Source organism: Macrococcus equipercicus (assembly GCF_024205945.1).
GTDB lineage: Bacteria > Bacillota > Bacilli > Staphylococcales > Staphylococcaceae > Macrococcus > Macrococcus equipercicus.
The window spans coordinates 1,107,479-1,130,874 of the sequence record NZ_CP073809.1 but is presented as its reverse complement, the minus strand read 5'-3'; the positions used below and the strand labels follow the sequence as shown (position 1 = coordinate 1,130,874).

The following is a 23,396-nucleotide window of genomic DNA, read 5'->3' as shown; positions in this document are numbered from 1 at the left end:
CGACCTTTATGATTATTTCAGTACGCCCTGCTCTTTCAAGTACTCTTCATATGAGATTTCTTTAGAGAGTCCACCCGGTACATTCAGATCGATGACACGGTTGGCGATTGTATTGATGAATTCAAAGTCATAAGAAGTGAAGATGATAGAACCTTTGAATGCCTTCAAGCCGTCATTGACAGCAGTGATGCTCTCTAAGTCCAGATGGTTCGTCGGTTCATCAAGCAGCAGCACATTGGCAGATGACAGCATCATCTTGCTCAGCATACAGCGGACCTTTTCTCCCCCGGACAATACTTTCGCTTTCTTGCGGACTTCTTCACCGGAGAACAGCATACGGCCGAGGAATCCACGCAGGAACGTCTCTGTCTGTTCCTCAGGTGGTGCGTACTGACGCAGCCATTCTACAAGGTCGATGTTCTTCTCGTCAAAGAACTCTGAATTATCTTTCGGCAGGTAAGACTGGGAAGTCGTGACGCCCCATTTATAGCTTCCTTCATCCGGCTCCATTTCACCTGCAAGGATTTTAAGGAGTGTGGATTTCGCGATCTCTGAATCACCGACAAGAACTGCTTTGTCGTTCGGGTTCATCGTGAATGACAAGTTATCGAGGACTTTCACACCGTCGATAGATTTAGACAGCCCCTGAACCTGCAGCAGTTCATTGCCGATCTCACGTTCCGGCTTGAAGTTGACGAATGGATACTTACGCGATGACGGCTGGATGTCATCCAGCTCGATCTTCTCGAGCATCTTCTTACGGCTTGTCGCCTGCTTGGATTTCGATGCGTTCGCACTGAAGCGGGCAACGAAGTCCTGCAGCTCCTTGATTTTCTCTTCCTTCTTCTTGTTTGAATCCTGCAGCATCTGCTGTGCGAGCTGGCTTGACTGATACCAGAAATCATAGTTGCCGACATAGACTTTAATCTTACCGTAGTCAAGGTCAGCGATATGCGTACAGACGTTGTTCAGGAAGTGACGGTCATGGGACACGACGATGACTGTGTTGTCGAAGTTGATCAGGAAGTCCTCAAGCCAGCTGATGGCCGGGATATCAAGACCGTTTGTCGGCTCGTCAAGCAGCAGGACATCCGGCTCACCGAACAATGCCTGCGCAAGCAGCACTTTGATCTTCTGGTTGTTTTCTAGCTCGGACATCGTTTTGTCATGGAACTCATCTTTAATACCGAGTCCTGACAATAACACTTGCGCATCGCTTTCAGCAGTCCAGCCGCCCATCTCACCGAACTCACCTTCAAGTTCAGCGGCACGCATGCCGTCCTCATCGTTGAAGTCAGGCTTCATGTAGATCTCATTCTTCTCATTCATGACGGACCAGAGGCGTTCGTTACCGCGAAGCACAACATCCAGTACACGCTCATCTTCATAGGCGAAGTGGTCCTGTTTTAAAACTGATAAACGTTCATCTTTGCCAAGCGAGACGTGACCTGTCTGTGAATCCAGTTCGCCGGAGAGGATTTTCAGGAAAGTTGATTTCCCGGCACCATTGGCACCGATCAGGCCGTAGCAGTTGCCGGGCGTGAATTTAATATTAACGTCTTCAAATAATTTGCGGTCGCCGAAACGAAGACTGACATTAGATACTTGTAACATAACATTCTCCTTAATATTTGTTTTCCGCTCAAAATTATAACATATTTCATCATACGCTTATACTTTAATTATTATGAGGTGTTATAATATGAGAAAAAGAACTAAAGGAGTACGTATGGAAAACAATGAAAAACGCCTGTCAGGCAGCATTGACTTTTTGAAGGTCATTGGTCTTGAAGGTTCGACTTACAAGCTTGCTGGACCGAACAATGAAAGTGTGAAGTTGAATGCCTCTGAGATTGAGGAAGGGGATGAGCTGGAGATCGGTGAGGACTACAGCTTCTTCGTCTATCCCGGCCGTACAGGAGAACTGTTTGCGACGCAGAACATGCCGGTCATCTCGACGAATAAATATGACTGGGTGAAAGTCATCAAGAAAGACCGGGACGGTGTTACGGTCGATATTGGCCTGCCGAGGGAGATCATCATCCCGTGGGAGGACCTGCCGAAAGTGAAGGATGTCTGGCCGGAGAACGGCGATGAGCTGTTCTGTACGCTGCGCGTCGATAAAAATGACCAGATTTATGCCCGTCTGGCGAGTGAGACGGTTGTCACAAGTCTCTACACACCGGCAGAGGAAAGCGTGCTGCACACGACGATTGAGGCCTATCCTTATCGTCTCCTGCGCATCGGCACATTCCTGCTGTCAAAAGAGGGCTATAAGATCTTTGTCCATGAGTCAGAACGGAAAGAAGAGCCGCGGCTCGGCGAGAAAGTCGCTGTACGCATCATCGGTCATAAGGAGAACGGCGAACTGAACGGATCGTTCCTGCCGCTTGCCCATGTCCGGATGGATGATGACAGTGAGATGATCTTAAGCATGCTGGATGAATACAGCGGTGAACTGCCGTTCTCAGATAAATCTGACCCGGAAGCCGTTCGTGAAGTGTTCAAGATGAGCAAAGCGAGCTTTAAGCGAGCTTTAGGAAAGTTATATAAAGAAAAGAAAATTCGTATTGAACAAGACAAAATCATAAAGTTATAATGAAAGGAGAATCATCAGCTGATGATTCTTTTTTATATTGAAACCGATTACAAAAAATGAATCACTATTCAATTTTTATTTGAATTTTCTAAATTCTTTGATATAGTAAATTTATAAACATGATGAGGTGTTGCACGTGCATGAAGATTTACAGAGCAGATTGATTCAGTCTGCATTGATATTGTTTGAGGAGAACGGCTTCAAAAATACGACGGTCAACAGTATCGTCATTCACAGCGGCTCGTCGAAAGGCGGCTTTTATCATCATTTCAAGTCAAAAGATGAACTGCTGTACCGCATTCATGAAAGCTTCATCAATCATGTCAATCGCCTGGTAGATGAACTGGAGCAGAAAGACCTTCCGCCGGCAGAGAAACTGGATTATATTTTGACGCATTTCATTTTTGTCTATGACCATTATAAGGCGCATATCACTGTTTTCAATGACGAGAACAAGTATCTGGCTGATGAGTACAAGACAGAGATCGTTGCTTCGAGACGCAAGTTCAAATCTGCCATAGAGACTATCATTATCGAGGGTCAGGCGGCAGATGTTTTCACAAAGGACATCCATCCGACAGTGATCACGATGTCAATACTCGGCATGGTCAACTGGATGTACACGTGGTATAAGCCGGACGGCAGGAAGTCGCTCGAGGACATCGCCGAAGAAATGAAGATTTTCGTGTTCAACGCTTTAAGAAGTCATTCTTAAAGTTTTTACTTTAGTCATTAGAGACCGAATGGTCGGTTTTTAATAGATAACAATTATTTAAGGGGTGCTTGTAATGAATTTCGAGTTATCAGAAGAACAGCAGATGATTAAGAAGATGACAAGAGATTTTGCAGAGGAGGTCATCCGTCCACGCGCCATAGCAATCGATGAGACAGCAACGATGGACGTCGATATCTTCAGACAGATGGGGGAACTGGGCCTGTTCGGCATTCCGTTTTCTGAGGAATACGGCGGTTCTGACGGCGGCACGCTCAGCTACTGTCTTGCTGTCGAGGAGATCGGTCGTGTGTGCGGCGGTACGGGGCTCAGCTATGCTGCCAATGTCAGTCTCGGGGCTACACCGATTTACCAGTTCGGAACAGAGGCGCAGAAGCAGGAGTTTCTCGTGCCGATCATCGAAGGGAAGGCCTTCGGATCATTCGGGCTGACAGAACCGAACGCCGGAAGTGATGCCGGTGGTACACGGACGACAGCAAAAGAAGTGGACGGCAATTTCGTCATCAATGGTGAGAAGTGCTGGATCACGAACGCCCAGTATGCGAACGTCATCACGACGACTGCAGTGACAGGCAAGCGTGCAGACGGCAGGAATATCATCTCAGCAGTGCTCGTGCCGACGACAGCACAGGGTCTTAAAATCACGTCGCCGTACGACAAGATGGGTGTGCGCGGCTCCAACACATGTGAAATCGTCTACGAGGACGTCACAGTGCCGACCGAGAACCTGCTCGGTGACCCGGAAGGAGGATTCAAGCAGTTCCTGAAGACGCTTGACGGCGGCCGTATTTCCATCGGCGCACTGGCAGTAGGTATCGCTCAGGGCGCACTGGAAAAAGCCGTGAACTATGCGAAGGAACGGAAGCAGTTCGGTCAGTCCATCTCAAACTTCCAGGCGATCCAGTTCAAGCTTGCTGATATGGCACTTGAAGTGGAACTGGCACGGACGATGGTACATAAAGCTGCCTGGCTGAAAGATAACGGCAGACCCTTTACGAAAGAAGCGGCAATGGCGAAGCTGTACGCGTCTGAAACAGCGTTCCGGACAGCGAATCAGGCCATTCAAATACACGGCGGCTACGGCTACATGCGTGAATATGAGGTGGAACGTTATTTAAGAGATGCCAAGCTGCTTGAAATCGGGGAAGGAACATCTGAAATCCAGCGTATGGTCATTGCACGCCAAGTGCTGAAATAGGGAGGACAAACATGGAGATGGGGCTCAAGGAACAGACAGTCGGTCAGCTGCTGAAAGCTAAGGCACAGGAAAACCCCGAGCAGACCGCCTATATTTACCCTGAACGCAGCGTCACTAAATCATACCGGACGTTTGACGAGGAGACAGATGCGCTCGGCAGGTCCCTCATGGCGTATGGCATTGAACAAGGGGACCATGTAGCCGTCTGGAGCGACAACAAGGAAGAATGGCTGCAGCTGATGTTTGCGCTCGCAAAAATCGGTGCGGTGCTCGTCACAATCAATACAAGTTATCAGAAAACTGAACTTGAATACATTTTGAGTCAGTCCGATGCAAAAATGCTGATTTTGACCGAGCAGGTCTCACGGACGAACTACAGGGACATTGTCCTTGAACTCGTGCCTGAGCTTGCAGGAAACAACGGCCATATGATTCAGTCGGCAGTGCTTCCCCGGATGAAGACCGTGGTTGCGATGCGCGACTTTGAAGATGACCGCTTCGTCAGCTGGCAGCAGCTTAATCGCAGCACTGTGACGGCCGAAGCATTTCAAGAACGCGTCCAGTCGCTTGACTTCAGAGATGTTATCAACATCCAGTATACGTCCGGGACGACCGGATTTCCGAAAGGGGTCATGCTGACGCACTACAACATCGTGAACAACGGCAGCATCATCGGCGGGCGGATGAACTATTCGCCGGACGACATCGTCTGTATCCCGGTGCCATTTTTCCACTGCTTCGGCTGCGTGCTGGGTGTCCTTGCTGCAGTGAACCACGGGGCGGCGATGGTGATCATCGAAAGCTTCAAACCGGATACTGTGCTGCAGGCTGTTCAGGATCACCGCTGCACTAGTCTCCTCGGTGTGCCGACGATGTTCATCGCGGAATTGAACACACCTAACTTCAGCAGCTATAATACACAGTCGCTCAGAACAGGAATTATGGCAGGGTCCATCTGCCCGGTTGAAGTGATGAAAAAAGTCATGTCCGAGATGGGAGCGAATGAAATCACCATCTGCTACGGTCAGACTGAATCGTCACCGGTCATCACGCAGACGACGACTGATGATCCGATCGAACTGAAAGTCTCCTCTGTCGGCAAAGTCCATCCGAACGTAGAGGCGCGGGTCATTAACCCGGAGACAGGAGAGGAAGTACCGCCGGGCACACCGGGTGAGCTTGTGACACGGGGTTACCTTGTCATGAAAGGTTATTACAAAAATCCTGAGGCGACTGCTGCTGCTATTGATCATGACGGCTGGCTGCATACAGGTGATATTGCAGTCATGGACGACAACGGCTACTTTTCGATCACCGGCCGCATCAAAGATATGGTCATCCGCGGGGGAGAGAATATTTATCCGCGTGAAATTGAAGAGTACTTGTATGAACATCCGGCTATTCAGGATGCACAGGTCGTCGGCGTACCGGACGCGAAGTACGGCGAAGAGCTCATTGCCTATATCATCCTGAAAGATCATCATGAACTGTCGGCAGATGACGTCAAGACGTACTATCAGGGCAGGATCGCCCATTATAAGATTCCGAGATACATTGAGTTTGTCACAGAATACCCGATGACAGCATCCGGTAAAATACAGAAGTTCAAACTCAGGGAACTGGCACAGGAATTCATAGCGAAAGAGGAGGATTAACGTGTTTAAAAGTGTATTGATTGCCAACCGCGGAGAAATCGCCAGAAGAATCATCAGAGGATGCAAGGCACAGAACATCAGAACAGTCGCTGTCTATACGGAAGCGGACCGACATATGCCTTTTGTCAGCGAAGCGGATGTCGCAGAACTGATCGGTAAGGACCAGGTGAAGGACAGCTACTTAAATATCGATAAAATCATTGCAGCGGCCAAGAAACATGATGTGGATGCCATCCACCCGGGATACGGCCTGCTCAGTGAAAACATCGCATTCGTCAATGCCTGCCGTGATCACGGCATTACATTCATCGGCCCGAGTCCTGAAGCGATCGAGCAGATGGGAGACAAAATCGCTTCACGCCTGCTGATGGCGCAGCACGGCATCCCGCTCGTGCCGGGCAACAATGATATCGCCGATGCAGCAGCCGCGAAACAGTTCGCTGACGAGATCGGCTATCCGGTCATGCTGAAAGCAAGTGCAGGCGGAGGCGGTATCGGTATGCAGCGCATCGATGACCCGGCTAAGCTGGAGAAGGCATTTGAGAGCAACCAGCGCCGCGCGGAGAACTTCTTCGGCAACGGCGCGATGTTCATCGAGAAATTCATCGAACAGCCGCGTCACATTGAAATACAGGTGCTGGCTGATAAGCATGGGCACACGATCCACCTGTACGAACGTGAATGCTCAGTACAGCGCCGCCATCAGAAAGTCATCGAAGAATCACCAAGTGCCGACCTGACGCAGGAGACGCGTGAGAAAATGGGCGCGACAGCAGTGAAGATTGCTGAAGCGATCGGCTACTACAATGCCGGTACAGTAGAGTTTTTAGTCGACAAGGACGAGAACTTCTACTTCCTTGAGATGAACACACGGCTGCAGGTGGAGCACCCGGTGACGGAAGAGACGACAGGCGTTGACCTGGTGTACTGGCAGCTGAAGATCGCTAATGACGAACCGCTTGAAATCAAACAGGAGGACGTCAAACAATCCGGGCATTCCATCGAGCTGAGGCTTTACGCGGAAGATCCGAAGACCTTCTTCCCGTCACCCGGTGAGATCACTCACATTAAGTGGCCGTCAGGCGATATCAGACTGGATGCAGCGATTGACGGTCCAATCAAAATCACACCGTTCTATGACCCGATGATTGCCAAGATCATCTGTCATCAGGAAACGCGGGATGAAGCCATCGAGTCGCTCACCGCATATCTTGAGCAGCTGGAGATTGAAGGCATTAAGACGAACCGCTTGATGCTGATTGACTGTCTGACGAACGCAGTGTTCCGTTCCGGCAAATATACGACGAATTTCATTGAAGAACAAATAGTGGCGAAGCCGTCCAAGTAGTTAACATTACAACAGAAGAGGATGATACCGATGGAAGTATTAGCAACGATGTCAGGAAGCGTGTGGAAAATTGTCAAAGCAGTCGGAGACACAGTAGAGATGGATGAGGACATCATGATCCTGGAATCCATGAAGATGGAGATTCCGATCATGGCTGAAGATGAAGGGACGATCAAGGAGCTCAAAGTCGCTGAAGGGGACTTTGTCAACGAAGGGGATATCGTCGCGATTATTGAATAAGGGGGATCTTTATGCTGCCAGCTCAAGTGGTCATCAAGGAAGTCGGTCCCCGCGACGGACTTCAGAACGAAACACAGACAGTACCGCTGGAAGTCAAACTGAAGTTGATCGGGATGCTGGAGGCAAGCGGCTTATCTTATATCGAAGCCACTTCCTTTGTCCATCCTAAATGGATGCCGCAGCTCAGCGATGCAGATGAACTGCTGCAGCGTCTGACCGGCCATGCCCGGTTCAGCGCTCTCGTGCCGAACATCAAAGGTATGGCACGGGCGGAAGCGACCCGGCTGCAGGAAATAGCCGTCTTCATCTCGGCTTCTGAAGTCCATAACAGCAAGAACTTGAATAAATCCACTGCGGAAGCGCTGGACGACATTAAACAAGTCACCGAGAGAAGTAACGGACGCTATCAAATACGGGCCTATATTTCCATGGTCTTCGGCTCACCGTTTGGAGACGACGTGAGCCTGGGCACCGTGAAGGAACTGATGGCCGCGCTCTATGAGCTCGGTGTCTATGAAATTTCGCTCGGAGATACGACGGGGATGGCGAATCCGCAGCAGGTGGATGCTGTGCTCAGTGAGCTGCTGAAGTCCTTCCCGCGTGAGAAGATAGCGATGCACTTTCATGACACCAATGGTCTTGCGCTCGCTAATATTTATGCCAGTCTGCAGCACGGCATCGCGGTGTTTGATGCATCAGTCGGCGGCTTGGGCGGATGCCCATATGCTGAAGGGGCGTCGGGCAATGTCGCGACAGAGGATGTCGTCTACATGATGAATGAGCTGAATATCGCGACAGGCATCAATATGGAGCAGCTGCTCATGACTGCGGACTATATTTCACGAGCACTGAACTTCACGAACTTAAGCAGTCAGCTGAGAAAGTACAGGGGGGAGCAGGATGGCACTTATAGAAATTAATCAGTACAGCGATTACATCACGCTACTGACTTTGAACCGGCCGGCAAGCAGGAATGCCCTGAACCGGGAACTGCTTTTAGAACTGCAGGACGTGCTGCATCATCTGGACACACGGGTGCTGATCATTACAGGGGCAGGCAAGGCATTCTGTGCAGGAGCGGATTTAAAGGAGCGTCTCGGCATGACGCCTGAAGAAGCAGATGAGACGAGTGTGAACATCGGCAGAAAGATCAGCATGATCGAAGAGCTGCCGTATGTCACAATCGCCGCACTGAACGGCGGTGCATATGGCGGCGGACTGGAACTGGCACTTGCCTGTGACTTCAGGCTGGCAGTGCCGGATGCTGAAATCGGACTCACTGAAACGTCGCTCGGCATCATTCCGGGAGCGGGCGGTACACAGAGGCTGACAAGACTTGCCGGCCCATCCAAAGCAAAAGAGCTGATATTCACCGCAGAGCCGGTGTCTGCTGATACCGCACTTGAGCTCGGCCTGCTGGAAGAGGTGTCAGCTGATGTAGTGGAGAGCGCCATTAAACTTGCGGAACGCATCTCAAAGAATGCACCGCTTGCTGTCACAGCGGCAAAAAAAGCTGTGAACAGAGCGCTGGACCTGCCGCTCGCAGATGGTCTGCACTATGAACGTGAATGCTATGACCTTGTGCTGAATTCTGAAGATCGTATTGAAGGATTGCAGGCATTCAAGGAGAAGCGGAAACCAAATTATAAGGGGAAGTAGGGATAACGTGGAGTTCAACGAAAGAATTGAGAAGATTGAAGCAGGGGGCAAGGAAAAATATCATGAAGCCAACAGCGCAAAAGGTAAACTGTTTGTCAGAAAGCGTCTTGAGCTGTTATTTGATGACGGTCGTTTCATAGAAGATGCCCGCTTCGCCAATCATATGGCAGCAGACCTGCCGGCTGACGGCGTTGTAACGGGCATCGGCAAGATTCACGGCCGCTCTGTTGCCTTTCTGGCGAATGACTCAACCATCAAAGCCGGCTCATGGGGGAAAAGAACGGTCGAGAAGATGATCCGCATTCAGGAGAAGGCGATGAAATTAAATATTCCGATGCTCTACCTGGTAGATTCAGCCGGTGCGAGAATTACGGACCAGATTGAGATGTTCCCGGGGCGTCGTGGCGCGGGCCGCATTTTCTACAATCAGATTGACATGAGCGGTAAAGTGCCGCAGCTCTGCCTGTTATTCGGTCCGTCTGCTGCAGGAGGCGCCTATATTCCGGCATTCTGTGATGTGGTCGTCATGGTGGAAGGCAACGCATCGATGTATTTAGGTTCACCGCGTATGGCCGAGAAAGTCATCGGCGAGAAAGTGACACTGGAAGAGATGGGCGGCGCTAAAATGCACTGTTCAGTGTCAGGCTGCGGTGATGTGCTTGTCAAGTCAGAGGAAGAAGCACTGACGTTTGCAAGAGACTATATGGCCTATTTCCCGCAGAACTTCAATGAGCTGCCAAATACTGTTGAATCGAAGGCGGTTAAAGCGACTGACAAGACTTTGTCCGCTCTTATTCCTGACAACCAGAACGCACCGCTCAATATGATGGATGTCATCAACCAGCTGATTGATGAGGGTTCATTCCTGGAGATCAAGAAACTGTTTGCCCGCGAGTTGATCACCGGGCTTGCCAGAATTGACGGCAAACCAGTCGGCATCATTGCCAATCAGCCGCGGATGAAAGGCGGCGTCCTGTTCCCGGATTCAGCGGATAAGGCGGCGAAGTTCATCAACCTGTGCGATTCATTCAATATTCCGCTGTTATTCCTGATGGATATCCCGGGCTTTATGATCGGCACACAGGTGGAACGTGCAGGTATCATCAGGCACGGCGCGAAGATGCTGTTTGCGATGAGCAGCGCCACTGTACCGAAAATATCCGTTGTCATCCGTAAAGCATACGGCGCCGGGCTCTATGCAATGGCAGGACCGGCTTTTGAGCCGGATTACAGCATCGCACTGCCCACTGCGTCCATCGCCGTCATGGGACCGGAAGCTGCCGTCAATGCGGTATATGCCAACAAGATTGCTGAGCTGGCTGAAGAAGAACGTCCGGCGTTCATCAAGCAGAAGCAGGATGAGTATAAGGATGATATTGATATTTACCGGCTGGCAAGTGAGCTGGTGATTGACGACATCGTTGATCCTGATCATCTGAGGGAAATATTAATTGACCAGTATGCGTCACTCGATAGTAAATTCCAGAAGTCAGCCCGTAAAAAGCATGGTGTCTATCCGGTATAATATAATGACCCGGCACATTCATTTAACTGTCAATGGATGTGCCGCGCTTTTTATGTCCAATTATTTTTTAGAGTTTAAAGCATGATAAAAAAGGGAATATATGAATAAAATTAAGTTTTTATATTATAAGTATTTATACTAAATTGGAGGTTGTCATGAAGCAGGATGACAAGATTTTCGTTCTTTTTCTCAGTTTGATGTGGATGCTGTTCTTTTTTATGCTCGTGCGTTTTAACGGGCTGATGAATTCCCCTGATTTAATATGGCTGCCTTTTTTAGGCATCGGTGTATTACTCGCCTTCTATGTCTTCAGAAGACAGATAGCTATTGTCAAAGAAGAAGATGCCAGACGGCTGAAAGCTGCTGAAGAACTGAAGAAAAACTAAAATGATCCCTCCATCATCAGTGATGGAGGGATTCAGTTATTCTGCTGCTTCTATTTCAGCTGTCAGCCGCTCGAGTTCATCGATGAGAGAACCGATGTAGGCGATCGTTTCTTTTAATGGCTGATCAGTCGATAAGTCGATGCCGACCATCTTTGCAAGTTCTACAGGAGGTCTGCTGCCGCCTGCCTTCAGCACTTCAATCCAGTCGTTGACTGCGGGCTCTCCTTCTTCGAGAATACGCTTCGCCATCAATGTTGAGATCGTCAGGCCTGCTGAATACGTATAAGGATATAATCCCATATAGTAATGCGGCTGTCTCATCCATGTCAGTTCAGCACCTTCTGTTATCTCAGCGGCATCTCCCCAGAATGATGCGATGACATCTTTCTTGATGGCATTCAATACAGGAGCCGTCATATTCTCGCCGGCATCAACACGGTTGTAGACTTCGCGCTGGTAGGCCGCCTCAAGCAGGTGAGTGACGAAGTTGTGATAATACGTTCTGGAGATAATAGTCGAAATAACCCAGCGCTTGAATTTCGGGTCATCTGACTCACTCAGCAAATAGTTGGCCATCAGCATTTCATTGGCTGTACTCGGCGCCTCTACAAAGTACATGGAGCTGCTGGCATCAAAGATGTTCTGATGCTTGTTGGCCAGGTTGAAGTGGCCCGCATGACCTAACTCGTGTGCCAGGACGAACACTTCTGTCATTTTGGACGTCCATGAAATCAGGATGAACGGATTCGTCGCATAAGGGCTCGCACAGAAGGCACCTGTTGATTTGCCTTTATTCTGAGCAAAGTCAATGTAGCGGTTATCGTAGGCCGCTTCCACCAGCTTCATGTAGTCTTCACCCATGACCGCCAGACCTTTTCGGATGTAGTCTCTTGACTCTTCGACTGTAATCTCAGGTTCATAGCTTTCGTCCAGGGAGATCTTCAAGTCTTCAAACCGCATTTCCTCAAGACCGTTCGTCCGCTTCAGCAGCCTGGCATAACGCCGCATATGCGGTGCCAGTTCGGTCGTGATGAGGTCGATCTGCCGGTTGTATAAATCACGTGAAACTTCCTGTCTTTCCAGCAGGAAATCAATAACGGAGTCAAAACCGCGCAGTCTGGACTCTGTTTTCTCCTGCTGGACTGCCATGTCATACGTTTTAGCCGTTGTGTTCTCGTATTTCTTCAGTGTATCTGAGAACTTTCTGAAGGCATTTCTTCTGACGACCGGGTCAGAATCGACTTCAAGCTCGCCTTCAAATGACACGTAGCTTAGCGGGATCTCCCTGCCGTGCGCTTCAAATGTCCCGAAGTCGATATCAAGCAGCTTCGTCGTGTCATAGAGGTTATAAGGTGCGTTAAAGGTAGAAGAGAAGGCAGCAAGCACTTTCTCGACTTCAGGATGGAGCTGATAAGGCTTCTTCTTTAACAGCTTCTCTATGTAGCGCTTGTAGCTGGCTGTCGTATCCTTCACTTCCTGGAGCACTGCTTCATCCAGCTGCAGAAGCTCTGAATCAACAAACGACAGCAGGCTTGCGATCTCGCTGTAAGAAGAATCGAACTTACTGTAAAGCCGCTGTGCCTCCGCATTGGACTGATCGGTGCTTAAGTTGAGGGATGCATAGTTGGCCAGTCGGTCCAGCTCAATTTCAAGAGCCGCAAGCCTGCTCAGCATCTCCTCGATAACGGCCGCATCAGTCAGTCTGCCTTGATATTCTTTGTTGAAGGCGCTGACTGCAGCCGTCGTCTCTGCCAGACTGCTGTAGAATGCATCATCACTGCTGAACAAGGGACTCAAGTCCCACGTTTCTTTAACATCCACATCTTTTCTTAATGGTAAACTCATGTTTAACTCTCCTCTCTGCTCTATGAATCAATTATACCGTTCGGTTTCCGATAAAGCACTGCTAATTTACTGAAACCTCTGAATAATCTTAAAGTTATCACATAATGTTTAGATAACAGGAATCAGGTAATTAATCAATGTAGAGCACCATAAAAGGAGGACATGATATGTATATTTTAGGAGACATCAGCTATACGGATATACCGAACTTTCTACTGATCACGATTATCGGTATGCTGCTATTATCACTTGTATTCGGTCTGTTCATGAACAAGTTCATACTGGCACCTGTCTTTACATTTATCGTTTTAGCAATATGTGCGTTCATTCTGCCGAATTTCTTCGATATCAAGTATCCTGCGTTACTCGGCTATGCGGTCTTTCTGACTGTCATCTCACTCATACTCAGTGCAATCTTCTGGTATGTCACTAAAGACAGCCGTGACCGAAAGCGGAGAGAGCGGCGCGCTGCCGAGGAAAGACAGGCATTTGAAGACAAGCAGAACAGAGCACGTTATAACGATACAGACGTAAGATAGAACATGAATGCCTGTACAGGCATTCTTTTTTTTTGGAAAATTTATTGGTTTGTTTACTGAGTATTGACAATGTTCATTCATGCTTTACATGCGGCGTCTACAATGGAAGGATCACAGTCATTGGAGGAGAACATATGAATAAAGCAGTGAAGTTAATAGCAGCAGCCTCGCTCTCAGCGGTGCTGCTCGCACCGGCAGCAGAAGCGGCCTCTGTATCATCCTACGCAGGCTCGCATATCAAAGTCTCTCAGCTGGCGCGTTATGATTCACAGACAGATTACGGGGAAAGCGGCACGGAGATCGTAGCCTATGACAAGAAGTACAAACGCGCGTACTCCATCAACGGTGCTCTGAACGCCCTTGATATTCTGGATGCGTCCCAGTTGAAGGCGGGTCAGTTCCCGCTGTACAAACGGGTGCTGCTCAAGGATTTCAATGCCGCAGGTTCTGACATCACAAGTGTCGCCGTTCATCCGAGCCATCGCTACATTGCTGTCAGCGTGCCGGCTGCCGCTAAGACGGATAACGGCCATGTCATTTTCATGTCCATGGACGGGGAGTTTCTGAGTCAGGTGGAAGTAGGGGCACTGCCTGACATGCTGACGTTTACAAGTGACGGCAGACAGCTGGTCGCCGCTAATGAAGGGGAGCCGAATGATGCCTATACGATTAATCCGGAAGGTTCCATCTCCATCATCCAAACCAATAAAACTGGTGTCATCAAGCAGCAGCATGCGAAGACCTGTTATTTCAATCCTAAGATGATTCCGTCCGACGTACGGGCACTCGGAAGAAATGCGAGAGAAAGTTTTCTCAACCTGGAGCCTGAGTATGTGACGATTGACCGGAAGAACAGGTTCGCCTATGTGACAATACAGGAAAGGAACGCTATCGCTAAAGTGGATCTTCAGACCGAAGCTATTGTCTCAGTCAAGAGCCTCGGCTATAAGAGTTACCATCATAAGGCGAAGATGGATGCCTCAGATAAAGACAGCGCCATCAATATGCAGAACTATCCTGTATACGGTATGCTGCAGCCGGATGGTGTCAGTCACGTCGACTACAAAGGCAGGACCTACCTGCTGACGGCGAATGAAGGGGACACCCAGGATTATCCGGGATTCAGCGAAGAGACCCGCGTAGGAGATATCGCAGACCAGTACAATACAGCCTCGTCTTACTTCAAAGGTTTTCAGCCGGGTATTTTAGAGGATAAAAGCGCATTGGCCCGTCTTAAAACTTCGATCAACAATCCTTTTACCGGAAAAGACGGCAAGTACAATGCTGTGATCACGTTCGGAGGGCGCTCATTCTCGGTCATCGAAGCGGATTCTATGAAGCGGGTATATGACAGCGGTGACGACTTTGAAACTATTACTGCTCGTGCATGGCCGACTGCATTCAATAGTAACCAGGAGAAACCGGGTAAGATTGACTTTGATTCTAGAAGTGATGACAAAGGCCCTGAGCCTGAATCCGTGACTGTCGGCATGATCGGCAGCCATCAGTATGCATTTATTGGCCTTGAACGCACCGGCGGCATCATGGTTTATAACATCGATCAGCCAGTAAAACCTGAGTTCGAGACTTATTTCAAGTCAGCTGACATTTCACCTGAAGGCATCACATTTATTCCTAAAGAGCAGTCACCAGTTGATAAACCATTGTTACTTGCGAGTCATGAAATGTCCGGCACGATTGCTGTCTATGAACTGGATGATATGAAGTAATGATAATCACACATCCATCAAATGGTGGATGTGTGATTTTTATGATGAAGAAGGGCAAGTGAAATGACTGTTTTCTTTTATACATATAACTTCCTATAATATATATTATGTAAACTAGAATATTAAAAAATAAATAAGGACAGCTTCATCCTTATTTATTTCTATATTCAGCTAGTTGTTTCTGCGCAGCAGTTTCCGCTGAACTTTTCTGAAGCCGCGTCCTGCTTTACCGGCCGCCTGATAAAGTTTCTGCTTCGGTTTGTTGATGGTCTTCGTGAAATCACCGACAAGCTCTTCTATCTGGGCATTGAATCCGCGCTTAAACTGATAGACGCCGTAATCTTCGCCGGATTCTGAGAAATCGCCGGACACACCGTAAAAATTATAACGATGATAACCATGTTCAAAACAGTAATTAATCATATGCCAGTGCATTGCATACGGACCCATGAAATGGCTGTATTTGCTGCTTGAACCGCCTGAGAAATAATTGAGCTCAAAGTTGTTCTCAAAATACATTCCGGCCGCCAGGTTTAAAATGCTGCCGTCTGTTTTTTTCAGTTCATGTGTATCCAGCAGAGTCTGCTGCAGCTGATCAATCTGTTTATCGAGCTCAGCGATCTTTTTAATGAGTTTATCGCTTTTGTTATCGTGCATCATCATCTGGTCGCGCTTAGCTTCTGCACCGTTCAGTTCAGCAGATGTAGTTCTGATATAGTCATCCAGATCAATATAAGCAAGCGGCATGATGACTTTACTGCCGTAATTATCCGCGAACTGACGGAAATAGTCATCGTCCCGGGCAATCATACCGGTCCGCTCTTCTGTTTCTTTGTATAATTCCAGAAACTGCTCGACTTCATCTGTGCCGAGCAGACGGACTTTAACGCCATATTTATGGGATTTTTTTACATTTCGTTTACGCTGGCTGTCAAACTGTTTCATGATAGACGCCGGTGTTTCGTTATCCAGATACAGGACGCTCATCCATCTGACCTGCGAATCAGCCGTATACCCTCTCGTATAGCCGCTGTGGTCATATCCGAGCGACTTCATAAGCTCGATGATATGCTGATTCGTCCCGTTGGCCTCCTTGTAGTTGACATCCTTGTCATATGTCTTGTAGAGCCAGTACGGGTCTACTTTGACAGAGAGACACTGATGCCGCTTCAAGTACTGGTCAAGTGACGTGAAATAGAAGGTCACAAGCGCTGTATCACGGAAATCAAGGACAGGTCCTCTGTTTGAGTAGTACATATAGCTGCCGAACATCGGAATTTTCGAGAAGAGGCTTGCCGCGATGACTTCGTCATCATGTTTGACACCAAGCAGTACGACGGGATACCCTTCGTCCTCTCTGTTCTTGATGTTCTCCTTGGCCTGGAAGTAATGGCTCATCAACGGCGTCGTTGACATAAAGTTGCTATATTCCTTGACAGTCAGTTCTGTAAACTGCATGTTTATTCCTCTCTTTCTGCTATCCTCTGATCCTTTTTAAGGCACTGTACACTTTGTAGACAGGCTTATTGATCGGCGCAACGAAGTCACCGATATATTCAATCACATCTGCGTTGAAACCTTTTTTGAACTTGATTACTCCTGCATCTTCCGCCTGGTCACTGAAGTCCCCGCTGATACCGTAGAAATTGTAGCGGTCGATATGGTGGTCAAGTGCGTAGTTGATCATCTTCCACTGGATGGCGTAAGAGCCGGCAAAATGACGGAATTCATTGGATGACCCCCCTGCCAGATAGACGACTTCGTACGGGTTGATCAGGAAGAATGACGCAGCAATCGGCAGTGTGTCGCCGTGCTGGGCATGAAGTGTCTTCGCTTCCAGCAGCTTTTCCTCTACTGAAGCAAGCTGCTGCTCGGCAGCCTCCTTCTTGTTCACGGCTTTTTTATTGTCCGGCTTTTTGTCGATCTCCTCAGCTGCTTTCGCGATATCCTTCGTCAGCCTGTCCTGCTCGGCCTCCAGTTCAGGGATATAAGTCTTGAAATCGATATAGGCCAGTGGTACCAGCACGCGGTCACCGAAGTATTTCATGCGGTCTGTGTAGAACTTGTCGTCTCTGTCCAGGAATTCCTTCTTACCGCTTGTGTCTTTCATGAAATTACGGAACAACTGGATTTCGTCTTTCTCAAGGAATCTGACTTTAACCCCGTTCTTCAGCACTTTCTTGATATTTCGTTTCCGCAGGCTGTCCATGTCCTTTAAGACCTGCTTGTCATCCTTACCTGTCAGATCAAGAATCGAATGCCAGCGGATCTGATGCACCGGATGGAATCCGGTCGTGAAGCCCTGATGGTCATAGCCGAGCTCGGGCAGTGTCTCCAGCAGTGAAGCGGACGGATAAGTCTCGAGCTTCTCCCCATCATGGTTCCAGCGCTGATAAGGCACGTATGGGTCGACGCGCAGCATCAGTGCGCGGTGCTGCTTCACATAGCGCTTCAGTTCTGTGAAGAAGAAGGTCGTCAGTTCCTTGTTGCTGTAGTCCATCACCGGGCCGCGGTTGGAATAGAAGTACTTGAATGTCTTCAGGACAGGGACCGCAGTCAGCAGGCTTGCGGCAATGATGCGCCCGCCTTCTGTGACACCGACAAGATGCGTCTCCGTGCCTTCTGATGTTTTTAAGTCATAGTTGACCGCCATCTGCGTGAAATGACTGTACGACTGACTGTCACAAAATTCGCCGAATTGTTCTCTAGTTAAAGTTGTAAATTTCATTGTTAACTCCTTGTAAGTCCGTTGATTTAATTTATTATACATGAGTACTGGCTGATGCATTAACTAATAGCTTCGCTCATTGATGAAACATGTTATAATTCGTCTATATAGAAGAATTATAACGAATTCGTTTATTTAGGCGAATATTAGGGGGGGATTTCATGCTCGGCATTTTTATTATGGACGTCTCTCACAGCACGTCTTTTCATAATACAGAGGAAATCAGTCATTTCCTCAGAAAGCTGGAACGTCGTATTGAGGCATGGTCTGCTGTTCTGCCGCATTCCTATGTCAATTTCCGCATGGGGGACGAACTGTTCTTTGTCAGTGATTCACCGAGCAGTACACTCGTACTTGCCTATTATATCAAATTATTATGGCCTTTTAACCATCAGCCTGTTAAATTCGGTATTGCAGTCGGAGAAGCGGCACTGCCGGACCATTCATTTGAACACTGGAACGATCCACTGATCAAGCAGGCGAGACTTGCACTGGATGAGATCAAGACTCATGAGCTCGTTGACTTCAAGCTCGCCGCACCGGTGGACACAGCGCTCTACAATGATATCCTTTTCTATTATCTGACCGATATTCTGCAGTCCCAGACCGCTATGCAGCGGCAAGTCTACTTGATGAACTTGACTGCAGCGACGCAGAAAGAGCTGGCTGAGACGTTTCAGAAGAGCATATCGACAATCTCCACCCATCTCAAGAAAGGCCGGTCCCGCCAGCTGGCACTGATTCTGCAGTCACTGGAGCGGTTTGATGAGACGTATGAGCCGCGGATGAAACAGCTGATCCATGACTCAATCAAGGAGGCGGACTGATGCTGATGAACATCATCCTTTACTTCCTCTGCTTCATCCTGTACATGTACAGCGGGCCGTTCATCAAACTCATACTGGTGAAGATGAGTACAACCCGGATGCCGGCGTCTGACCATGTCGGCCTCTTGATCGGTTACCTGGAACGACTGCTGATCATTATCTTTATACTGCTGAAGGAATACACGGCTATCGGTCTGATCATCGCGAGTAAGTCTATTCTGCGGTTCAATGATATGAAGCAGGATCCGGTAACGGACATCCCTGAGAAAGTCGACAAACGCTCTGAATATATTCTTCTCGGTACGATGCTCTCACTGACCATCGGCATGCTGATCGGTCTGCTGGCGTCCATCGATTTCAGCACACTAGACAAATAACACACCTATACGGTGTGTTATTTGTCTATGCTAATTCACTCTGGACATAGGCATAGATCAGGCGCTCAGTCTGTTCGATGGAATCCTTGTGCGTCCGCTCCATTGCGTGGGAGGACTCGATACCGGCACCGAACAGAGCATGCTTGACATCATGGCCGGCATGCATCGCTGCACTGGCATCAGAGCCGTAGTACGGATAGATATCCACTTTGTATTTAATGTCGTTTGTCCGGCACAGCTTGACGAGATGCTGACGCAGCTCATAATGATAAGGGCCTGAGCTGTCTTTAGCACAGATGGATACTGTGTACTCGTCTGATGCCTGACCGTCACCGAGCGCCCCCATGTCGACTGCGATATATTCCACGACCTGAGCCGGGACATTGGAGTTGCCGCCGTAACCGATCTCCTCATTGTTCGAGAAGTAGAAATGCGTCGTGTACGGCAGTGTTATCTGTTCCTCTTTTAAGTGGCGCAGCAGCTCAAGCAGCATCGCCGCGCTGGCTTTGTCATCCAGATGACGGGATTTGACGAAGCCGCTGTCTGTCGTCTGGAATCTCGGACTGAAACTGATGAAATCACCGACACTGATCCCCAGTGCCTCTGTCTCTGCAGCAGAGGTCGTCCGCTCATCGATACGGACCTCCATATGTGTGTCATCACGTTTGATGTCAGTCGCTTCCCGGTACACATGGACGCTTGTCTCATGCATGCAGATTGTCCCCGTGAACACTTTATCCGCGCTATGAATCTCACAGTATTCCCCTTCTACTGCGTTCCAGTTGAAACCGCCGATCATCGTCATACGAAGCCGGCCGTCCGGCAGTATCGCTTTGACCATAGCGCCGAGCGTATCGACGTGTGCTGTCATGAAGCGGTGACGTTCATCGTCCGTGCCTGTCACTGTGACCCGTATGCCGCCTTTATTCGTCTCTGTGACGGTATAACCATAGGACCTCAGGAGCTCCCTGCAGTAGCGGACCGCCTCATGTGCGAAGCCTGATGGTCCCGGAATATGGACGAGCGCTTTAATTCGGTTGACTGTTGCCTCTACATCTGGATACATCTTATCCCTGCTTTCTTATGAAGTGTACCTTTCCATAGTAGCTAATTTGAAAGCAGGAGACAAGTTATGCCTTGTGGCCTGCAATCAGCCCGCTGCGTTTCAGGGCCGTGCCTGCTGCGGTACAGGAGCTGGCACGGACGACACTTGCCGGGCCATATTTTCTCTTCAGCCGGTCGATTGTCTTTGCCAGCTGCTCCTCCCTGCTGCGGCTGAACTCATCGATGAATAGAGTCAGCTGACGGTCTTCCTCAGGAATGAAGTTCGACAATGTGACGGACAGCGTACGATAACGGCGATTCCGGTCGCACAGCTGCTCCATGAAGCCCCAGATGACCTGGAAGACGTCGCGCGTTAAGTTCGTTCCTTCGGAGAGTGTATAGGCCTTGCTCACTTTCCCCTCATCGCTGTACCCCGCTGCGAATGTGATTGTCTTCGCCAGACGGTTCTCAGCCCTCAATCTGAAGGTGACTTCCTCCGCCTGTTCCAGTAAGACGATTCTCAACTCCTCAAATGCATAGTCACGCATCAATATCTGACTCTTGCATATAGAGGGCTTGTACACCTGATGTTTCTCCCGGATGATGCTGGTATCGATTCCGTTGGCGTGCAGATGCAGATCCACACCGATGACACCGAAATCACGCTTTAAATAATGATGCGGGTAATGCGCCAGCTGCCCGACCGTGAAAATCCCTTTCTGGTTCAGGCGTTTCTCCATGCGGCGGTTAATCCCCCAGAACTGATGAAGCGGCTCGATCGACCAGAGTTTCTCCGGGACGTCATGATAACGCCATTCAGCGATGCCGCGGGTTGATTTCTTCGCTTCAAAGTCGAGGGCAAGTTTGCTGAGCAGCACGTTTGAGCCGATACCGACGGCGCACTGTATATGCGTGGCATGAAAGATTTCGTCTTTGAGCATCACCGCAAATGCCGCGGCACTATCAGCAAACCGTCCATAGCTGCGGGACACATCCATGAAAAATTCATCGATGCTGTACTGATGGAAATCTTCCGGGGCGACATACTTCAGGGCAATCTCAGTGATCTTGCTCGCGACTTCCAAATAAAGCTTCATCGACGGGTTGATGATATAGATGTCATGATGATGAGGGATTTCAAACAGCCGTGAGCCTGTCTTGATTCCGAGCGCTCTCAGCGGCGGCGTTGCAGCAAGCACCACTGAACCCTGCCGTTTCGTATCAGCGACGACCGCCAGTTTGACGCTGGAGGGATCCAGCCCTTTGCTCATGCAGGATACACTCGCAAAAAAGCTCTTCTGGTCAATACAGAGTACATCGCGTTCTTCACATAGATGATAATCATACATCTTGATCCTTCCCTTCAAAATAAGTGTGATAGCCTGAGTTATATTTTCATTATAAAAGAACATATGTTCTTTTTCAATTATAAATAGAACATATGTTCTATTTATATGCATAACAAAACCCGCCCGGGCAGGCAGGTCTTTAAATAAACTGTATATAGTCTTCATCACTTGCATCTACTGACCCGTCAATGAACAGCTGTGTCATAATAACGAATTCGTGCTCCAGTGACTGGATGCGGGCCGGAACAGGGAATGAGAAAGGAATGTCATCACCATTATCAGTCAGTGACAGTTTCTCCAGCACACGGTCATATGTCGCAAATTCACTTGTTTCGTCATGATTAGGGACTCGTTCAATCAGTGTCAGCTCGATATGATCAATATGATGGTCATCCCGCTCAATACGGACGATGCCTGTCACGTGTTCATGTCTATCAAACTGACTGCGGGCCACGAGTGTATCCACGGTCATGCCGTTAAAGCCGATAGATGATAATAAATGCTTAAACATTATAATCCTCCAAAAAAGTTATTATTTACGACTATTTTCGCATATAATAGGGAACAGAACAAACAAATCAAATTAAAGGAGTACAAATATGAAAAATCTGTTTAATCTGCTAAAGAAAGGCAGTAAATCTTCTCTGACAGCTGCCATCGTCAACTTTGTTCTTGGTGCCTTGAAGTTTGTCGCTTACCTCTTCACCGGCAACGTGGCGATGTTTGCTGAGATGATGCACTCATTCGGTGACGCGGCAAACCAGCTGTTCGTCTGGGTCGGTTCAGCAGTCTCAAAGAAAGCACCGAATGAGAAGTTCCCGTTCGGTTACGGACGCCTTGTCAACATCGTCTGTTTATTCGCCGTCATTATCGTGGCCATCCTTGCTTATGAAACTGTACTGGAAGGAATTCATCATATCCAGCATCCGACGAATGGCGATCAGAACTTTACCCACTTTTTGATTAATGCCGGTGTGTTACTGGTTGGTATTATTCTAGAAGGCAGTGTCCTCCATAAAGCAGGAAAAGAAGTGCTGGAAGAAGCGCACTTACCGGCGACAGGGCTTCATCCGTTCACAACCAGCTATGCTAATATGAACAGAGCGAAACCTGCGACAAAACTTGTGTTCCTTGAAGATACAGTAGCCACATTAGGCGGCATCATCGCCCTTATCGCCATCATGATTTCAAGATGGACCGGTTTTGGTCAGATTGAAGGGATTGTATCAGTCATTATCGGCCTGATGATGTTTTATGTCGTTGCCCGGGTGTTCCTTGAGAATGCAGCTGGAGCGATCGGTGTTTCTGATGATGAGATGGAAGTGAAAGCTTCAAAAATCATTCTCGAGAACAAATATATCTCTGATATTAAACGTCTCATCGTTTTGAAGGAAGGCGAAGACCTTCATCTGGAAGCGATCGTTGAAACACCGTATCATGATTATAACTTAAGACAGCTGTCAGAAATCAAGCGCGACCTTGCAGAACGTCTGCTGCAGCAGCCTCATGTCGTCGATGTTAACATTGAATTCATGGAGGAAGACGCACAGCAGGACTGGATCAATGGTAAAGGCTCATCTATCTATAATCCATATGACAATAAAGGAGAATAAC

At 48.6% G+C, this 23,396-nt stretch carries 22 protein-coding genes; 15 read left to right on the top strand and 7 right to left on the bottom strand.

What is annotated here, in order from left to right; all coding sequences use genetic code 11:
- Positions 1 to 12: 12 nt before the first annotated feature.
- A complete protein-coding gene (locus KFV11_RS05765) occupies positions 13 to 1,614 on the bottom strand; it encodes an ABC-F family ATP-binding cassette domain-containing protein (RefSeq protein WP_254249459.1) in 1,602 nt (533 codons plus the stop codon).
- A gap of 115 nt (positions 1,615 to 1,729) precedes the next feature.
- On the opposite strand from KFV11_RS05765, the gene KFV11_RS05760 reads away from it, so the two are divergent.
- From KFV11_RS05760 to KFV11_RS05715, 10 genes are all read left to right on the top strand, one after another.
- Positions 1,730 to 2,599, top strand: coding sequence for a CvfB family protein (locus KFV11_RS05760; protein WP_254249458.1), 870 nt, complete (start codon positions 1,730 to 1,732; stop codon positions 2,597 to 2,599).
- Between the two features lie 136 nt (positions 2,600 to 2,735).
- A complete protein-coding gene (locus KFV11_RS05755) occupies positions 2,736 to 3,314 on the top strand; it encodes a TetR/AcrR family transcriptional regulator (protein ID WP_170234535.1) in 579 nt (192 codons plus the stop codon).
- A 73-nt stretch (positions 3,315 to 3,387) separates the two neighbouring features.
- Positions 3,388 to 4,530 carry an acyl-CoA dehydrogenase family protein gene (locus KFV11_RS05750; RefSeq protein ID WP_149458723.1) on the top strand — a complete coding sequence of 381 codons (1,143 nt, stop codon included), beginning with the start codon at positions 3,388 to 3,390 and terminating at the stop codon, positions 4,528 to 4,530.
- A 17-nt stretch (positions 4,531 to 4,547) separates the two neighbouring features.
- A complete protein-coding gene (locus KFV11_RS05745; protein ID WP_254250597.1) occupies positions 4,548 to 6,185 on the top strand; it encodes an AMP-binding protein in 1,638 nt (545 codons plus the stop codon).
- A 1-nt stretch (position 6,186) separates the two neighbouring features.
- Positions 6,187 to 7,533: an acetyl-CoA carboxylase biotin carboxylase subunit gene (locus KFV11_RS05740; protein WP_149458724.1), complete on the top strand. Its 1,347-nt coding sequence runs from the start codon at positions 6,187 to 6,189 to the stop codon at positions 7,531 to 7,533.
- A gap of 30 nt (positions 7,534 to 7,563) precedes the next feature.
- The gene (locus KFV11_RS05735) at positions 7,564 to 7,773 is read left to right on the top strand and encodes an acetyl-CoA carboxylase biotin carboxyl carrier protein subunit (RefSeq protein ID WP_149458725.1); all 210 of its coding nucleotides are present in this window, start codon (positions 7,564 to 7,566) and stop codon (positions 7,771 to 7,773) included.
- Positions 7,774 to 7,784: 11 nt separating this feature from the next.
- Complete coding sequence (locus tag KFV11_RS05730; protein WP_254249457.1) at positions 7,785 to 8,693, top strand: hydroxymethylglutaryl-CoA lyase; 909 nt, start codon at positions 7,785 to 7,787, stop codon at positions 8,691 to 8,693.
- Positions 8,674 to 9,432 carry an enoyl-CoA hydratase-related protein gene (locus tag KFV11_RS05725; RefSeq protein WP_254249456.1) on the top strand — a complete coding sequence of 253 codons (759 nt, stop codon included), beginning with the start codon at positions 8,674 to 8,676 and terminating at the stop codon, positions 9,430 to 9,432. The genes KFV11_RS05730 and KFV11_RS05725 overlap by 20 nt, the downstream gene beginning before the upstream one ends.
- Before the next feature lie 7 nt (positions 9,433 to 9,439).
- Complete coding sequence (locus KFV11_RS05720; protein WP_254249455.1) at positions 9,440 to 10,957, top strand: acyl-CoA carboxylase subunit beta; 1,518 nt, start codon at positions 9,440 to 9,442, stop codon at positions 10,955 to 10,957.
- A 155-nt stretch (positions 10,958 to 11,112) separates the two neighbouring features.
- The gene (locus KFV11_RS05715) at positions 11,113 to 11,343 is read left to right on the top strand and encodes a hypothetical protein (protein WP_149458729.1); all 231 of its coding nucleotides are present in this window, start codon (positions 11,113 to 11,115) and stop codon (positions 11,341 to 11,343) included.
- Between the two features lie 36 nt (positions 11,344 to 11,379).
- Here the strand turns inward: KFV11_RS05715 and pepF are convergent, their stop codons facing one another.
- On the bottom strand, positions 11,380 to 13,188 hold the full coding sequence (gene pepF / locus KFV11_RS05710; protein ID WP_254249454.1) for an oligoendopeptidase F: 1,809 nt from the start codon (positions 13,186 to 13,188) through the stop codon (positions 11,380 to 11,382).
- 167 nt (positions 13,189 to 13,355) lie between these two features.
- Here pepF and KFV11_RS05705 point away from each other — a divergent pair, with 167 nt between their 5' ends.
- Together KFV11_RS05705 and KFV11_RS05700 are read left to right on the top strand one after the other, a co-directional pair.
- Positions 13,356 to 13,727 (top strand): hypothetical protein, encoded by a 372-nt coding sequence (locus KFV11_RS05705; protein WP_246143116.1) that lies wholly within the window; start codon positions 13,356 to 13,358, stop codon positions 13,725 to 13,727.
- Positions 13,728 to 13,861: 134 nt separating this feature from the next.
- Positions 13,862 to 15,457 (top strand): choice-of-anchor I family protein, encoded by a 1,596-nt coding sequence (locus tag KFV11_RS05700; protein WP_149458731.1) that lies wholly within the window; start codon positions 13,862 to 13,864, stop codon positions 15,455 to 15,457.
- 171 nt (positions 15,458 to 15,628) lie between these two features.
- Here the strand turns inward: KFV11_RS05700 and KFV11_RS05695 are convergent, their stop codons facing one another.
- Positions 15,629 to 16,915, bottom strand: coding sequence for an aminoacyltransferase (locus KFV11_RS05695; RefSeq protein ID WP_254249453.1), 1,287 nt, complete (start codon positions 16,913 to 16,915; stop codon positions 15,629 to 15,631).
- A gap of 19 nt (positions 16,916 to 16,934) precedes the next feature.
- Positions 16,935 to 18,185, bottom strand: coding sequence for an aminoacyltransferase (locus KFV11_RS05690; protein ID WP_149458733.1), 1,251 nt, complete (start codon positions 18,183 to 18,185; stop codon positions 16,935 to 16,937).
- A gap of 161 nt (positions 18,186 to 18,346) precedes the next feature.
- On the opposite strand from KFV11_RS05690, the gene KFV11_RS05685 reads away from it, so the two are divergent.
- Both KFV11_RS05685 and KFV11_RS05680 read left to right on the top strand, forming a co-directional pair.
- Positions 18,347 to 19,012 (top strand): virulence RhuM family protein, encoded by a 666-nt coding sequence (locus KFV11_RS05685; RefSeq protein ID WP_149458734.1) that lies wholly within the window; start codon positions 18,347 to 18,349, stop codon positions 19,010 to 19,012.
- Complete coding sequence (locus KFV11_RS05680; protein ID WP_149458735.1) at positions 19,012 to 19,389, top strand: hypothetical protein; 378 nt, start codon at positions 19,012 to 19,014, stop codon at positions 19,387 to 19,389. Before KFV11_RS05685 ends, KFV11_RS05680 begins: the two co-directional genes overlap by 1 nt.
- A gap of 25 nt (positions 19,390 to 19,414) precedes the next feature.
- Here the strand turns inward: KFV11_RS05680 and KFV11_RS05675 are convergent, their stop codons facing one another.
- The 3 genes from KFV11_RS05675 to KFV11_RS05665 form a co-directional block, all read right to left on the bottom strand.
- Positions 19,415 to 20,455: a M42 family metallopeptidase gene (locus KFV11_RS05675; protein WP_254249452.1), complete on the bottom strand. Its 1,041-nt coding sequence runs from the start codon at positions 20,453 to 20,455 to the stop codon at positions 19,415 to 19,417.
- Between the two features lie 64 nt (positions 20,456 to 20,519).
- Positions 20,520 to 21,782 (bottom strand): Y-family DNA polymerase, encoded by a 1,263-nt coding sequence (locus KFV11_RS05670; RefSeq protein WP_149458737.1) that lies wholly within the window; start codon positions 21,780 to 21,782, stop codon positions 20,520 to 20,522.
- Positions 21,783 to 21,921: 139 nt separating this feature from the next.
- On the bottom strand, positions 21,922 to 22,293 hold the full coding sequence (locus tag KFV11_RS05665) for a sporulation protein (protein ID WP_149458738.1): 372 nt from the start codon (positions 22,291 to 22,293) through the stop codon (positions 21,922 to 21,924).
- Between the two features lie 88 nt (positions 22,294 to 22,381).
- Between KFV11_RS05665 and KFV11_RS05660 the strand changes: the two genes are divergently transcribed.
- Positions 22,382 to 23,395: a cation diffusion facilitator family transporter gene (locus tag KFV11_RS05660; RefSeq protein ID WP_149458739.1), complete on the top strand. Its 1,014-nt coding sequence runs from the start codon at positions 22,382 to 22,384 to the stop codon at positions 23,393 to 23,395.
- Position 23,396: the final 1 nt, after the last annotated feature.

What these genes read in the sequence shown, in the direction of transcription:
- KFV11_RS05760 (WP_254249458.1), top strand. Translation starts at nt 1,730, where the DNA reads ATGGAAAACAATGAAAAACGCCTGTCAGGCAGCATTGACTTTTTGAAG.
- KFV11_RS05745 (WP_254250597.1), top strand. Translation starts at nt 4,548, where the DNA reads ATGGGGCTCAAGGAACAGACAGTCGGTCAGCTGCTGAAAGCTAAGGCA.
- KFV11_RS05660 (WP_149458739.1), top strand. Translation starts at nt 22,382, where the DNA reads ATGAAAAATCTGTTTAATCTGCTAAAGAAAGGCAGTAAATCTTCTCTG.
- KFV11_RS05685 (WP_149458734.1), top strand. Translation starts at nt 18,347, where the DNA reads ATGCTCGGCATTTTTATTATGGACGTCTCTCACAGCACGTCTTTTCAT.
- KFV11_RS05690 (WP_149458733.1), bottom strand. Translation starts at nt 18,185, where the DNA reads ATGAAATTTACAACTTTAACTAGAGAACAATTCGGCGAATTTTGTGAC.
- pepF (WP_254249454.1), bottom strand. Translation starts at nt 13,188, where the DNA reads ATGAGTTTACCATTAAGAAAAGATGTGGATGTTAAAGAAACGTGGGAC.
- KFV11_RS05665 (WP_149458738.1), bottom strand. Translation starts at nt 22,293, where the DNA reads ATGTTTAAGCATTTATTATCATCTATCGGCTTTAACGGCATGACCGTG.
- KFV11_RS05700 (WP_149458731.1), top strand. Translation starts at nt 13,862, where the DNA reads ATGAATAAAGCAGTGAAGTTAATAGCAGCAGCCTCGCTCTCAGCGGTG.
- KFV11_RS05765 (WP_254249459.1), bottom strand. Translation starts at nt 1,614, where the DNA reads ATGTTACAAGTATCTAATGTCAGTCTTCGTTTCGGCGACCGCAAATTA.
- KFV11_RS05705 (WP_246143116.1), top strand. Translation starts at nt 13,356, where the DNA reads ATGTATATTTTAGGAGACATCAGCTATACGGATATACCGAACTTTCTA.
- KFV11_RS05695 (WP_254249453.1), bottom strand. Translation starts at nt 16,915, where the DNA reads ATGCAGTTTACAGAACTGACTGTCAAGGAATATAGCAACTTTATGTCA.
- KFV11_RS05675 (WP_254249452.1), bottom strand. Translation starts at nt 20,455, where the DNA reads ATGTATCCAGATGTAGAGGCAACAGTCAACCGAATTAAAGCGCTCGTC.
- KFV11_RS05750 (WP_149458723.1), top strand. Translation starts at nt 3,388, where the DNA reads ATGAATTTCGAGTTATCAGAAGAACAGCAGATGATTAAGAAGATGACA.
- KFV11_RS05670 (WP_149458737.1), bottom strand. Translation starts at nt 21,782, where the DNA reads ATGTATGATTATCATCTATGTGAAGAACGCGATGTACTCTGTATTGAC.
- KFV11_RS05715 (WP_149458729.1), top strand. Translation starts at nt 11,113, where the DNA reads ATGAAGCAGGATGACAAGATTTTCGTTCTTTTTCTCAGTTTGATGTGG.
- KFV11_RS05735 (WP_149458725.1), top strand. Translation starts at nt 7,564, where the DNA reads ATGGAAGTATTAGCAACGATGTCAGGAAGCGTGTGGAAAATTGTCAAA.
- KFV11_RS05730 (WP_254249457.1), top strand. Translation starts at nt 7,785, where the DNA reads ATGCTGCCAGCTCAAGTGGTCATCAAGGAAGTCGGTCCCCGCGACGGA.
- KFV11_RS05725 (WP_254249456.1), top strand. Translation starts at nt 8,674, where the DNA reads ATGGCACTTATAGAAATTAATCAGTACAGCGATTACATCACGCTACTG.
- KFV11_RS05680 (WP_149458735.1), top strand. Translation starts at nt 19,012, where the DNA reads ATGCTGATGAACATCATCCTTTACTTCCTCTGCTTCATCCTGTACATG.